This window comes from Corynebacterium stationis, from assembly GCF_001941345.1.
GTDB lineage: Bacteria > Actinomycetota > Actinomycetes > Mycobacteriales > Mycobacteriaceae > Corynebacterium > Corynebacterium stationis.
Window position 1 is genome coordinate 2170809 of record NZ_CP009251.1, and the last position, 14210, is coordinate 2185018.

Sequence of the window (14210 nt, forward strand, 5' to 3'; positions counted from 1 at the left end):
TCGTTTAAAGCCTTTCCCTCGGGCGCAGGCGTGGGTCTTCGCGAGCACCTGCCACCAAGCACGTATTGCTTAGGTTCAAGCCACTGCTATTTTCTTAGGCACTGGCATGTGCTGGGTCAACGCTGCCGCCACACAAGGGAAAAGCTTTGTCATAAAAGTGAAAATCTTCAAAGCCTTATGAAATTATGGCTCCCATTGTTCCACATCTAGTGAACTTGCGAGTTTGCCATGCATAAAAGTCCGTGCATATTTAGTATGGCACCGCTAAGCTTTGTTTCATGGATGAAGTCTCTGGGCGGGAATTTAGTGCTGAAGTATCCCATCGGCCGGCGGGAGAACTTGCTCCAAATGCCCCGGTTAATAGCCATATTCAGCATTACCGCTCCCAAAATGAGATGAGTCTTCGCAATATTTTGTGGACAGGGCTGCCCATCGGACTAGCTATCGGTGCTATTGAAACCGGCACTTTAACGTTCGGTCTTTTAGCAATCCCGCTGCTGGCGATATCCGTTGTTTATGGCGTTAAGGTTTTCCGCGAACGACCGAAGCTAGTCCAGTCCAATATCACCGAATTCAAAAGTGGCGATTACACAGCCATGCAAATGTGGGCTCCTTTTCTGCCCGCTTTAGGCTGGTTGGTCGCTATTCCGATCGACGCACTGGGACTATCAAGCCTTCCGACACCACCTTTGCTTGCAGCCTTATTTAGTGGCGCACTCTTAGGTGTCGGAGGGTCTTTTGGCATGTGGGCAATGTTCCAAAGATCTTTTCGCGTGGGTAAACGTCGGATTAAGGCCATCACCGAAAAGCAAAGCCTCGAGGGCGTTACCCAACCACGCATGGACGCAGTAGAAGCCAATGGCGATATTTTAGGTGCGCTCATTGCCGTGGGCGCAGTCGATGGCAATACTATTTCCATCAACGTGCTGGGGAAGCTGCTCAACTGCGATATGGACAATGCCGAAGATGCCGAGTCCCTAGTATCCCGTATCAAAGCTCTCCAGACTGATGGCATCATCAAAATTTCCGGGCAGGCACTGTATCAAAAGCAGCTCAGCTGGGAAGTCACCGTCACCCCAGATGGAATCCGCAACCTGACACAGATTGGGCATCGCTAAAAGTCTGCGCCCGCCAACGAATTCCAGGTTAGATTCCCGGTAAACAAAGAAACGTCCCAGTAAACACTTAGTGTTTACTGGGACGTTTGGTTTCTAAAGAGTCAGACGAAGAGTTCGACTTCTTTAAGAATTTCTTACTTGTTTGGGAACCAGATTGCGATCTCGCGCTCAGCGGACTCAGGTGAGTCGGAGCCGTGAACAACGTTTTCACCAACGGTCAAGGCGAAGTCACCACGGATGGTGCCTGGGGTTGCCTTGGATACTGGGTCGGTGCCGCCAGCCAGCTGACGCCATGCATCGATAGCGCGCTCGCCTTCAACGATGCCAGCAACCAGTGGTGCGGAGGTGATGAACTCTACGAGCTCACCGAAGAATGGCTTATCAGAGTGCTCTTCGTAGTGCTTTTCAGCGGTCTCACGGTCTGCGGTGCGCAGATCCAATTCGACGAGCTTGAGGCCCTTACGCTCGATGCGTGCGATGATCTCACCGACGTGGCCGTTGGCAACGCCGTCTGGCTTAATAAGAATGAGTGTACGTTCAGTCATGGTAGATATCGTAGACGAGCCAGTAATCCACTGCAGTGTTGGGGGATGTGAATTAGCGGAAGTTTTTAATAAAGGCTTCCGCGTCGTCATAGGAGACGTACTTAAACCACAGCTGGATTTGTTTAACCGCGGTGCCAAATTGGCCATCGGCAAGCAAAGCTTGAATCTTTTCTACCTGCTCATCCGATAAATCGGCCCGGTCAAGCTCACGGTCTTTGCCCGGTTGCGGGGTCTGATTAGTCCGCAGCGCCAATATCAAAAAGACCGCAGCCGCAGCCAGACATACCAACGCAATAAGCGTCGGTAAATCTGCGAGATTAGCGAGTAACGCCGCAAGACAAAAGACTGCGGCGAGACCCGAATATGCATAACGCATGGCTACTTCTTAGCCTCTAAGTGCTGGGTTGTCAGGTAACCACGCTTCATGCGCTCGACGATAATTGAGCGCAGGTACAGACCAAAGCCCCATACGGCGATGTACAAAATCATGATTGCGGTAATCGACCAGTGCACCAAAATGCCGCCGATGGCTCCGGCAAATTGCACTACCATGATGGTCGAAATCGCCCATGGCTTGCGTGCAAAACCTAACATGACCAGGTGAATAAGGCCTAAGACAGTAATGAACAACCAGTTGAAGGTCGTCCAATAAGAACCGCCATCAATCTTTAACACCACAAGTAGTCCCAGGAAGATGGAGATTGCTTCCAGCAGCAAGGTGGCTGAGACCATGCCATTGAACCCTTTAAGTGGGTCTTTGGTGGGCTCATGCCCCATGCCCAAAGGGCTCATATCTTGTGGGGCGTTGTGATTGTTGGTCATGCCGGTTCCTTTCCAAACATCGCACGAGCTTCGCCAGCGGTGACAACCGATCCGGTAATGACGATACCCGAGCCTGATTGGATCTCAGCATCCTCAGCCAATTCCACCGCCTGCGCGTACGCACCTGGAAGGTCATCGGAGACATAGACGCGTTCTTCGCCGAAGATATCGCGTGCGGATTCTGCCAATTCATAAGCATCAAGGGCACGCGGCGAAGTGTTCTGGGTAATCACAATCTCCGACAGGAATGGCTCAAGCGCCTGCAGGATTCCCACTGCATCCTTGTCCCCGAGCACGCCAACCACGCCGATGAGACGCGCGAAATCAAAGTCACGGTCTAATGCCTTGCCCAGCGCGGTAGCGCCGTGTGGGTTGTGCGCAGCATCAATAAAGGTTGTCGGCGAGGTGCGCACGCGCTCCAGCCGGCCTGGGCTGATGACCTTGCTAAAGCTATTGCGCACATTGGCGATATCAAGCGGGCGTCCAGAAGATGCACCGAAGAATGCTTCTACCGCAGCCAGTGCCACGGCAGCATTTTTTGCTTGGTGTTCACCGTGCAGCGGGATGAAGATATCTTCATACATTCCGCCGAGACCTTGGATGTTGACTTGCTGGCCGCCGACGGCAATGCGTGATTCCACTGCCGCAAATTCGCTTCCGGCACGCGCAACACCTGCATCAACTTCAACGGTGCACTGCAGCAGCACATCCATCGCTTCTTTTTCTTGCTCAGCGATGATCGCGATATTTTCTTTCGGCTCCGCGAAGTCTTCCGAATCCGGGCGCGCTTTAATGATGCCCGCTTTTTCGCCCGCAATTTCCGCAAGGGTCTCGCCTAAGTAATCGGTGTGGTCTAACCCGATGGGCATGACCACAGCAACATCAGCGTTGACCACATTGGTGGCATCCCACGTACCGCCCATACCGACTTCGATGACTGCAACATCAACTGGGGCATCGGCAAAGGCAGCGTAAGAAATACCAATGAGCACTTCAAACTTGCTCATCGCTGGGCCACCTTCGGCTTCCGAGGCCTTGTCAACCATCTCTACATAAGGCTTGATTTCTTCCCAAATACGCACGTAATCGCGCGGGTGAATGGGCTTGCCATCAATACCGATGCGTTCGGTTACCCGCTGCAGATGCGGCGAGGTCACCAAACCTACGCGGCGGTGAAATCCGCGCAGCAGCGCATCAATCATGCGCGAAGTCGAGGACTTACCGTTGGTTCCAGCCACTTGAATGACATCAAAAGAGCGCTCTGGATTGCCCAAAAGGTCCATGAGCATTTCGATGCGGTTAAGTGATGGCTCTAATTTGGTCTCAGGCCACCGCAGATTTAGTTCCGCTTCGACAGCTGCCAGCGCAGCGAGTTCTTCTGCACTGACTTCTTCAGGTGCGACTTCCGAATGTTCTTCCTCATCACCGAAATTCAGGTTGAGTTTCAAACCCGATTCGGTGATTTCGACAGGACTATCCTCAGTACCTTCGGCAAGGGCATCCACGATCTCATATTCTTCACCAGTCGATTCAGCACCCGATTGCTCGATCAAATCATCGAGCATATCCTTCGCCGCTTGCTGGCGCTTATCGATGCTCTCGTCGTGGCTATCGCCCTCATGGCTTGCGCCTGCACCTGGGGTAGTCACTACTTCAAGGCCTCCAAACGAGTATTAATACGTTCTACTTCTTCCTGCGCAATAGTTTGGCGCTCACGAATCTTAGCCACAACATGGTCTGGGGCCTTAGACAAGAAAGCTTCATTGCCTAACTTCGCACCGGTTTGTTGCAGTTCCTTCTCAGCCTTAGCGAGGTCCTTTTCCAAACGCTTGCGTTCAGCTTCCACGTCGATGGCATCGGAGGTATCCAAAGATACTTCAACGGTGCCTTGCGACAAACGCACTTCGATGCTTGCCGATGCAGTGAAGTCCGCTTCCGGTGCGGTGATATTAGCGAGGTTGCGCACCAAGTCTTCCTGGTTGCCCAAGTCGACTGCGGCAAAGTCCAAACGGCCAGGCACCTTCTGCGAAGGCTTAACACCTTGGTCCGCACGGAAACGACGTAACTCAGTAATGAGCTTTTCGGAATCCTCAATGCGACGCAGTGCAACCTCATCGGCAGTGGCCCCACCATTGGTATCGGCTGCTGTTGGCCATGGTGCGATCATGATGGATTCTGCCTGCTGGCCATCGGTCAGTGCCTGCCACAAGACTTCGGTGACAAAAGGCATGGTTGGGTGAAGCAGTCGAAGTACTACATCCAACACGCGTCCCAACACGATCTGCGTGTTACGGCCGGTTACAGACTCCCCGTCGCGTGGAATCTGCGTCTTAGCAATCTCCAAGTACCAGTCGCACAGCTCATCCCACGCAAAGTGGTAGAGCAGCTCATTGGCACGAGCGAATTGGTAATCATCCAAGTAAGCATCAACGCGCACGCGCACATCTTCGGCGCGGTCCAAGATCCAGCGGTCGGCATCAGTCAGCTCATCGCGGTTCGGCAAAGTGTCAATGCCTGCGCCATTCATCAACGCAAACTTGGTGGCGTTAAAGAGCTTGGTTGCAAAATTACGTGCCGAAGCTGCTGCGTCGCTGCCCAGCGGCAAGTCCGTGCCCGGGTTAGCACCGCGCGCAAGAGTAAAGCGCAACGCATCAGCACCGTAATCACGCACCCAGTCCATTGGGTCAATGCCATTGCCCAAAGACTTCGACATCTTCCGGCCGTGCTCATCACGAACTAGGCCATGCAGGTACAGGTCCTTAAACGGAATCTGCGGGCGGTCTTCTTTACCCTCACCCAATAGTTCTGGGGTTTGGGTCGCAGCAAAGGTACCGAACATCATCATGCGCGCTACCCAGAAGAAGATGATGTCGTAGCCGGTGACCAGCACGTTGGTTGGGTAGAACTTTTCTAGATCTGGGGTCTTTTCTGGCCAACCCAGGGTAGAAAATGGCCACAGCGCCGAGGAGAACCAGGTATCAAGAACATCTGGGTCCTGCTCATAACCTTCCGGTGCGGTTTCATCTGGGCCAAGACAGACGATGTCCTGGTTGCCCTCTGCATCCTTTGGTCCGTACCAAATTGGAATGCGGTGGCCCCACCACAGCTGACGGGAAATGGTCCAGTCATGCATATTGTCTACCCACTCGAAAAAGCGTGCTTCCTGAGCCTCTGGGTAAATAGTGGTATCACCTGCACGAACAGCATCAGCTGACATCTTCGCGATTTTTTCCACTGCAACAAACCACTGCAGCGACAAGCGAGGTTCAATGGCTTCCCCGGAGCGCTCCGAGTGGCCGACCGAGTGCACATAAGGGCGCACTTCTTTAACAATTCGTCCCTGCTCAGCCAATGCTTCGCGGACCTTGACGCGCGCTTCTTCGCGCGACATGCCATCGAATTGGGTTCCGGTATTAGCGATATGACCGGTGGTGTCCATGATCGTTGGCATGTCCAAGTTGTGACGGTTGCCCATGGCGTAGTCATTAGGGTCATGCGCTGGGGTGATCTTGACGGCACCAGTACCAAATTCAGGATCGACGTAGTCATCAGCGATGACTTTCAGCTTCAGATCATCACGGAATGGGTGATCAAACTCGTGGCCGATGAGATGAGCGTAGCGCTCATCTTCTGGGTGCACGGCAATAGCAACGTCACCCAACATGGTCTCAACACGCGTGGTGGCAACCACCATGTGTGGCTCATCGTCATTGAGCGAGCCGTAGCGTAAGGAAACTAATTCGCCTTCGACGTCCTTGTAGATGACCTCAATATCGGAAACCGCGGTTTCTAGAACCGGCGACCAGTTCACCAAGCGGTTAGCTTGGTAGATCATCCCAGCATCATAAAGCTGCTTGAAGATAGTCTGAACGGCACGCGACAATCCATCGTCAAGTGTGAAGCGCTCACGTGACCAGTCAACCGAGTCACCAATCGCCTTCATCTGGGAAGTGATGGTCTTGCCGTATTCATCTTTCCATTCCCAGACCTTGTCGATGAATTCCTCACGCTCATAATCCCAGCGCGACTTACCTTCAGTCTCCTTCAGGCGTGCTTCAACCTTGGTCTGGGTAGCAATACCCGCGTGGTCATAGCCTGGCAGCCACAACGCGGAATAGCCCTGCATGCGCTTACGGCGGATAATCGAGTCCATAAGAGTATGGTCCAGCGCATGGCCCATGTGCAGTTGACCTGTCACATTAGGCGGTGGCAACACAATAGAAAAAGGCTCCTTATCAGGATCTTCATCCGGCTTGAAGTAGCCTTTTTCTACCCAGCCTTCATACATGGCTGGCTCTACTGCCTGCGGCTCCCAGGATTTAGGAAGAGCATCTGCGCGATTGGTACCAATAGTCTTATTTTCCTCAGTCACGCCGATAATTCTACACTGCAGGACAAATTGTCACTTCAGCAGGTCAGCGACCATCTCCCGCTCTGCTTTCAACTCATCAACTGATGCCTGGATGCGTGCTTGCTGCGCCGGGGAGAGCTCTAAATCAGGCACAATCTCCCACCGTCCTGTGACCGCACGAGTTGGGAATCCCACAAATAGCCCTTCTTCGATGCCATAAGAGCCATCGGAATAAACCCCGGCTGTACGCCACTGCTGGGCATCTTCGACGCCATGCACCCAGTCGCGCATGTGATCGATGGACGCCGCGGCTGCCGATGCTGCCGACGAACTTCCGCGCACTTCAATGATTTCAGCGCCACGTTTGGCCACCGTGGGGATGAGATAATCCTCTACCCACTGTGCATCCACCAGCTCGGCGACCTTCTTGTCCCCGGCCGTGGCATAGCTGATATCAGGAAACTGCGATGCTGAGTGATTGCCCCACACCGCAATCTGAGCAAAGTCAGTCACAGGCAGCTGCAATTTGCTCGAGAGCTGCGATACCGTGCGGTTATGGTCCAGGCGCATAAGCGCCGTAAATTGCCGTGGGTCAATATCTGGAGCATTCGCAGAAGCAATTAACGCATTAGTATTAGCCGGGTTGCCCACGACTACCACGCGCACATCACGACGCGCCACCTCATTCAAAGCCGCGCCTTGCTCCGAGAAAATCGCCGCATTCGCGGTTAATAGGTCAGCACGTTCCATACCTTTGGTTCGCGGCTGTGCGCCAACAAGAAAAGCAGCCGAGACATCATCGAAAGCTTCTCGCGGATCAGTGGTGACCTGGACATTTGCCAGCAGAGGAAAAGCAGAGTCCAATAACTCCATTTCCACCCCGCGTGCAGCTTGCTGTGCCTTCTCAATTTCTAATAGTTGCAGCTGAACTGGTTGTTGCGGGCCGAAGACTTCACCCGCGGCAATGCGCCACAGCAAAGAGTGGGAAATATTTCCGGCAGCGCCGGTAACAGCGATCTTGATTGGATCTAGTGATTGAGTATGTCTGGACAAAAGAAAACACCTTCCTCCAGGCTGTGACTTCACCAGCGAATCCAACCCCGAGGTCGCTTCACATTGACTTCCAAGGTCGACCCGACTGCGATGTGCACTGCCAATGAAATATTGAAGCCCAGCCTAGCGCAATCTGTCACAGTCTGCCCTACCCCAAAAAGCAGCAAACAAAGTCGCCGACTTCTACACCATCACCCCCATTTCTCCTGGGTTTTCGCCCCCTCAAAACGCAAATGCTGCGGAAAGACAACACCAAAGACGCATTTGCGGCACGATAGAGGTAAATCCGTAAGATTGAAAGTTCCAAAATTTTAAGGCGATGACGCCCCACCCGTGTCTTACTTAAGGCACGCCTTCATACTGTTATGCGGGATTGTGGGAATGTCAGAACAAGGCGCAGGGAGAATTGCACACGATGACCACCAATGACCACGTTGAAGCTTCGGCCAATGTGACAGTCGAGGAAGTCATTGCCGTTGCCATCACCCAATTTTCTATCGATGGCTTCGACGGCACCAAGTTAGAAGACATCTCCCGCGCCTCCGGCATGTCCAAGCGCATGATTCACTACCACTTCGGCGATAAGCGCGGGCTGTACTTGCAAAGCCTTAATTCTGCCATGGACAGCTTGCAGCCGCCGAGCGATCAATTAGTCATTGACTCAGCGGTTCCAGTCGAAGGCATGCGCAAATTAGTCGATTGTCTATTTGAAATTTTCATGAACAATCAAGATGCGGTGCGCATGGTGGTCGAAGAAAATACCCACCCCGTACTCGAAGCTGCGGAACATCCAGGAGTTACTGATGTCTCCGGGGTCATGCTGCACATTAACCGGTTGCTCATGCTCGGTCAGGACTCCGGCGCATTTCGCCCCGGTATTTCTGCCACGGATCTCTACCTGCTCATGACCTCGATGACCCTGTTGCCTGTGGCGACACACAACATCACGCAGAGTCTTTTCAATGTTGACCTGTACGCCAAAGAAAACGTTGCTGGACTCCACCGTCTAGTCGTTGACATGGTCCTAGCGTTCTTGACCTCTAATATCCCCGATAGCGGTCATCAAAGCTATTTGGAAGAAGATATCTCCGAGTCGAAGTCTGATTCCTCCGCCAGCATTTATGAAGTCGGCAGCGACGATATTTTCTCCTAAAGCGCCACCGCCATAGCCACGGCTACCGTGAATAGCAAAGGCCCAGTTCCACAATGAACTGGGCCTTTAACTTTCTATCTAGGAAGCTTTTTCCTCTGAGTCGGTGTACTCATATTCCGGTTCTGCTTCCCCGCGTACGGCCTCAGCCGTAATGCGGACTGTGTCGATGTCATCGCGGTCCGGCAAGTCATACATGACTGGGACGAGAAGCTCTTCCAAGATGGCTCGCAAACCACGTGCACCGGTCTTGCGTTCAAGGGCAAGATCCGCAATCTCATTCAAAGCCTCCGGGGTGATATCCAAATGCGCACCGTCCATCTCGAAAAGGCGCTGGTACTGCTTGACCAAGGAGTTCTTTGGCTCCGTGAGCACTTTAACCAAGGAGTCCTGGTCAAGATTTTCCACGGTGGCTACCACTGGAAGACGACCGATGAATTCGGGAATGAGCCCAAATTTCACCAAGTCTTCAGGGCGTACCTTTTCAAACATATCGACGCGCTCGCGCTCTTCCTGGGTGTCGAGCTTGGAACCGAAGCCCACGCCCTTCTTACCCACGCGCTCAGCGATGACCTTTTCCAGTCCCGCAAAAGCACCGGCGACGATGAACAAGATATTTGAGGTATCGAGCTGAATGAATTCCTGGTTCGGATGCTTACGTCCACCCTGAGGCGGGATCGAAGCAACTGTGCCCTCGAGGATTTTCAGCAGGGCCTGCTGAACACCCTCACCAGAAACATCACGCGTTATGGACGGGTTATCTGACTTGCGCGAGATTTTATCTACCTCATCGACATAGATGATTCCGCGGCTTGCGCGGTCAACATCGAAGTCAGCTGCTTGCAACAGCTTGAGCAAGATATTTTCTACGTCCTCGCCAACATAACCAGCCTCAGTCAAGGAAGTCGCGTCAGCAATCGCAAAAGGAACATCTAGCATGCGCGCGAGCGTTTGTGCGAGGTAGGTCTTACCGGAACCGGTTGGCCCCAGCATCAAGATATTGGACTTGGAAATCTCCACGTCCTCATCCTTGTTGGTCTTACGGCTGCTGGAAGCAGCTGCGGCTTGCGCCTCTTCTGCCTTGATGCGCTTGTAGTGGTTATATACCGCTACCGATAGCACGCGCTTGGCAGGATCTTGCCCGATGACGTACTTGTCTAGGAAAGCAGAGATTTCCGAAGGGCGTGGAAGCTTCTTTTCTTCGCTTTCCGCGGCGGCAGCTTGTGCTGCACCAAGTTCTTCTTCAATGATTTCATTGCAGAGCTCAATGCACTCATCACAAATGTACACACCGCCACCGGCGATCAGCTTCTTAACTTGCTTCTGGCTCTTGCCACAGAAGGAACACTTAAGCAGGTCAGCGCTTTCTTGCATACGTGCCATGAAGATCTTTCTACTTGAAGAATTTTAAAGCTTGAAGTCTACTGATGGCCGCAATTATTCTCCACAACCATCACATGCGCGGCGCCGACTTCTCCCGCCGCACGGTATTTACTCCACCTTAGTAAATGGAGTCCTATCCACACCAACGCGACATCCATCCTAGTCATTCCATCCGACGCCGATCACCAGCTCGCATCCACTATGCGAATGCTTTATCGACAGCCCGATAAACATGGCCGCAGCGCCCGGTCTTTTGCCACTATGGCAGATCGAGCGCTGCGGTATTAAATAGCTAGGAGGTTTCGCGAAAAGCGATGCCTAGACCCGGGGTTTAGCGGAAGGTAGCAAACTGCTGGACTACCCATTTGCTGATGAACAGCAGGATGATGCCCAAGATGACGGAGACTACGCCAAGGGAGATAAAGAAGCTATTCTCTGCGCCAGCATCGGATGGGTCATAGTATGCAGCCAAGGAGCCGGCCAAGGAGGTACCGATAGATACTGCCATCATCCAAACCGCCATCATGCGGGATGGGAAGGCTTCTGGCGCAACCTTGGTAGCAAGTGCGTTACCTACTGGGGAAAGCATAAGCTCACCCATGGTGAAGAGGAACAAAATCCAAACGATTGCGATCATTGGGGTGGAGTTTGCTGCACCGCCAGAAAATGGCAGGAAGAAGAAGAGCGATACACCGATGATGACATTGGCAACGCCGAACTTAACAGGAGTGGACCACTGGCGCTTACCAAGTTTGGTCCACAGGGCAGCGAATACACCAGAGAAGATGATGATAAAGATTGGGTTGATTGACTGCACCAGTGATGGTGGAATCTCCCAACCAAAGATCTCACGGTCAAGACGAACATCTGAGTAGATGGTCAGCACCGTAAATTGCTGCTGGAAAATCGCGAAGAACAGCACGCCAGAAATAAATAGCGGGATAAAGCCAATCAGGCGCTTGCGCTCAAGTGGTGTGGTGAGTTCAGAGCGGTACATCTGTACCCACAGCACGACAGCCGCAATCAGGGCGATAATGGTGACAATATTTGCCAGCCAGTCCATCTTGACTACACCGGTTGCTAAAAGCACGGTGGCGATGACAACAATGGCAATAATCGCGATGGTTGAAGTAACCAGCTGGTTCTTGCTTGCTGGGTTCGGCACATCGTGTCCGGCATCTTTAATGGTGTGCTTACGCATCAGCATGTACTGGATAAGGCCGACTGCCATACCTACTGCTGCGATACCAAAGCCCCAGTGGAAACCTTTCCAGCCCCACATAGCGGTGGTAATCAGCGGGCCAAGCAGTCCACCGATGTTAATGCCCATGTAGAAGATGGAGAAGCCACCATCGCGGCGTGGGTCATCTTTGGTGTACAGGGAACCAAGAACGACCTGCGCGGTGGTCTTGACGCCACCAGAGCCAATGGCGATAAGCACCAGACCGATGCCCAGTCCTGTAACTCCTGGGATTACAGCCAGCGCGATGTGGCCGAGCATGACCATAACTGCTGAGTAAAACAGCGTACGTTCAGAACCAAAGAGCTTATCGGCGACAATCGATGCCAGCAGGCAGGCCATGTAAACCAAGCCGCCATAGGCGCCCACAACCGATGCAGCAGTAGCCTGCGGGATGCCCAAGCCACCGTCAGTAACGGAGTAGTACATGTAGAGCAGAACAATGGCCTGCATGCCGTAGAAGCTAAAACGCTCCCACATTTCAACGCCGAAGAGGTTAGCTAGACCCCAAGGTTGGCCGAAGAACTGTCTTTCCTCCGGCTCTTGTGCGCGACTGTGATCACTCGCGCCAGCTTGTGTTTGAGTAGAAGACATGTAGTTGATTGGAACACAACACAATACCTCGAACAAAATCACTTATGGCATCTTTACCCAGCTCATAGCAGTTTGTTCCACAGAATATTAAAGGGAAAACATCTTGATTTGAGCGAGGAAACAATCGGCTTAAGTTCTTCTTATGAAGATGTAAGTTCACTACTTTGAGCTTGTGACTGCAGCAAATACAATACCGGCAATACCCAATGCTTCCACTTCTCAAGACTCAATCAGGCCGCGCCAGTCGCGAGATTGTAGATCATTAAGCATCAAACAAAGTGCTCAATTTAGTGAAATAAAGAACAATCACGTTCTTCAGTCTAATTTCTCACCAGTTGGGATTCTGAGGCCTTGGAAAACACAAAAATAGCGGAGATGACGCCATGCCATCCCCGCTATTTCTTAACTACACGCGCTGTTAGAAATTAATCATTGAGCTTACGGTAATCAAAGACCTGGTCGATGATGCCGTACTCTACAGCTTCTTCTGCGGTCAGAATCTTGTCACGGTCGGTATCAATGCGTACCTGCTCCGCGGTGCGGCCAGTGTGCTCAGCCAAGGTCTTTTCCATCAGACGACGCATGCGCTCGATTTCAGCAGCCTGGATCTCAAGGTCAGAAACCTGGCCCTGGGTGCCCTGGGTTGCTGGCTGGTGAATCAGGACGCGGGAGTTAGGAAGCGCTGCACGCTTGCCAGGTGCGCCTGCAGCAAGCAGAACAGCAGCTGCCGATGCAGCCTGGCCCAAGCAGACAGTCTGAACGTCAGGGCGGACATAACGCATGGTGTCGTAGATAGCCATCAACGCGGTAAAAGAGCCACCTGGCGAGTTGATGTACATGGTGATGTCGCGGTCTGGGTCCATACCCTCCAGAACGAGCAGCTGCGCCATGATGTCATTGGCGGATGTGTCATCGACCTGGGTGCCCAGGAAGATAATGCGCTCTTCGAAAAGCTTGGAATATGGGTTGGTTTCCTTCGTACCCTGCGCGGACTGCTCAATAAACGATGGCAGTACGTAGCGGGATGAAGGCATCTGGAAGTTAGACATAATGAGTTTCTCCTTTATCCCTTAGTTGCTAATTGGTCCGGAAGCAGAATCGATGACGTGGTCCACGATGCCGTATTCCTTCGCCTGCTGAGCAGTAAACCAGCGGTCGCGGTCGGAGTCCTTGGTAATCTGCTCAAAGGTCTGACCAGTGTGCTCTGCGATAAGCTCAGCCATTTCGCGCTTGGTAGCTGCGAACTGTTCAGCCTGAATAGCGATATCCGATGCGGTACCGCCTACACCAGCGGAAGGCTGGTGCATCATGATGCGTGCGTGTGGCAATGCGAAACGCTTGCCCTTGGTGCCGCCAGAAAGCAGGAACTGGCCCATCGACGCAGCAAGACCCATGCCATAAGTGCGAATATCACATGGCGAGTACTTCATGGTGTCGTAGATTGCCATGCCTGCGGTAACCGAGCCGCCTGGAGAGTTAATGTAGAGCGAAATATCGCGAGTCGGATCCTCTGCAGAAAGCAGCAGAATCTGCGCGCACAGCTTGTTCGCAATCTCGTCATCAACTTGGGTTCCCAAGAAAATGATGCGCTCACTAAGCAAGCGCTCATAAACGCTGTCTCCCAGGTTCATACCTGCGCTCGGGGAGGTCATCTGAGGCTTGTCAGACATGGTTGATACTCCTTGTCAGTTCTAAAATTCATTCTTGGCTTTGAAGATTGCTTCTTCAATGTCAATGGCACCTACCCTACTTAAATTTCGATCGCCCATGCGAGAAAAATAGGGCTTGTTCGCTGATAGCGTTAACCCTCCTCGAAAAATAGGTGATGAAAGTTCAACAGGTCACACCACCAGTCAGGCGACAGGTCGGTGAGGTGGTCGCCGAGCATCCTTCAATCGGTAAAGAAAAAAGGGACCTAGCTGCGTAGCTAGGTCCCTTTTCTATCAATCAACTA

At 52.6% G+C, this 14210-nt stretch carries 12 protein-coding genes; 2 read left to right on the top strand and 10 right to left on the bottom strand.

Annotated features, from left to right (window positions below; all coding sequences use genetic code 11):
* The first annotated feature begins 278 nt into the window (after positions 1-278).
* On the top strand, positions 279-1118 hold the full coding sequence (locus CSTAT_RS10120; RefSeq protein WP_075723366.1) for a hypothetical protein: 840 nt from the start codon (positions 279-281) through the stop codon (positions 1116-1118).
* 134 nt (positions 1119-1252) lie between these two features.
* Here the strand turns inward: CSTAT_RS10120 and ndk are convergent, their stop codons facing one another.
* The 6 genes from ndk to CSTAT_RS10150 form a co-directional block, all read right to left on the bottom strand.
* On the bottom strand, positions 1253-1663 hold the full coding sequence (ndk, locus tag CSTAT_RS10125) for a nucleoside-diphosphate kinase (protein ID WP_066795798.1): 411 nt from the start codon (positions 1661-1663) through the stop codon (positions 1253-1255).
* Positions 1664-1715: 52 nt separating this feature from the next.
* Positions 1716-2039, bottom strand: coding sequence for a hypothetical protein (locus CSTAT_RS10130; RefSeq protein ID WP_066795801.1), 324 nt, complete (start codon positions 2037-2039; stop codon positions 1716-1718).
* A gap of 2 nt (positions 2040-2041) precedes the next feature.
* Positions 2042-2485, bottom strand: a complete 444-nt coding sequence (locus CSTAT_RS10135) for a DUF4233 domain-containing protein (protein ID WP_066795804.1) — start codon at positions 2483-2485, stop codon at positions 2042-2044.
* Complete coding sequence (gene folC / locus CSTAT_RS10140) at positions 2482-4050, bottom strand: bifunctional tetrahydrofolate synthase/dihydrofolate synthase (protein WP_075723901.1); 1569 nt, start codon at positions 4048-4050, stop codon at positions 2482-2484. Before folC ends, CSTAT_RS10135 begins: the two co-directional genes overlap by 4 nt.
* Positions 4051-4133: 83 nt before the next feature.
* Positions 4134-6857, bottom strand: a complete 2724-nt coding sequence (locus CSTAT_RS10145) for a valine--tRNA ligase (RefSeq protein ID WP_066836962.1) — start codon at positions 6855-6857, stop codon at positions 4134-4136.
* 30 nt (positions 6858-6887) lie between these two features.
* On the bottom strand, positions 6888-7889 hold the full coding sequence (locus CSTAT_RS10150) for a malate dehydrogenase (RefSeq protein WP_075723367.1): 1002 nt from the start codon (positions 7887-7889) through the stop codon (positions 6888-6890).
* 415 nt (positions 7890-8304) lie between these two features.
* Here CSTAT_RS10150 and CSTAT_RS10155 point away from each other — a divergent pair, with 415 nt between their 5' ends.
* Positions 8305-9042 carry a TetR/AcrR family transcriptional regulator gene (locus CSTAT_RS10155; protein WP_075723369.1) on the top strand — a complete coding sequence of 246 codons (738 nt, stop codon included), beginning with the start codon at positions 8305-8307 and terminating at the stop codon, positions 9040-9042.
* Positions 9043-9120: 78 nt separating this feature from the next.
* Here CSTAT_RS10155 and clpX read toward each other — a convergent pair whose 3' ends face one another.
* The 4 genes from clpX to CSTAT_RS10175 form a co-directional block, all read right to left on the bottom strand.
* Positions 9121-10422, bottom strand: a complete 1302-nt coding sequence (gene clpX / locus CSTAT_RS10160; RefSeq protein ID WP_066795816.1) for an ATP-dependent Clp protease ATP-binding subunit ClpX — start codon at positions 10420-10422, stop codon at positions 9121-9123.
* Positions 10423-10753: 331 nt separating this feature from the next.
* Positions 10754-12256, bottom strand: coding sequence for a peptide MFS transporter (locus CSTAT_RS10165; RefSeq protein WP_075723902.1), 1503 nt, complete (start codon positions 12254-12256; stop codon positions 10754-10756).
* A gap of 425 nt (positions 12257-12681) precedes the next feature.
* Positions 12682-13305, bottom strand: coding sequence for an ATP-dependent Clp protease proteolytic subunit (locus tag CSTAT_RS10170; protein WP_066795819.1), 624 nt, complete (start codon positions 13303-13305; stop codon positions 12682-12684).
* 21 nt (positions 13306-13326) lie between these two features.
* Positions 13327-13926 carry an ATP-dependent Clp protease proteolytic subunit gene (locus tag CSTAT_RS10175; protein ID WP_066795822.1) on the bottom strand — a complete coding sequence of 200 codons (600 nt, stop codon included), beginning with the start codon at positions 13924-13926 and terminating at the stop codon, positions 13327-13329.
* Between the last annotated feature and the right edge of the window lie 284 nt (positions 13927-14210).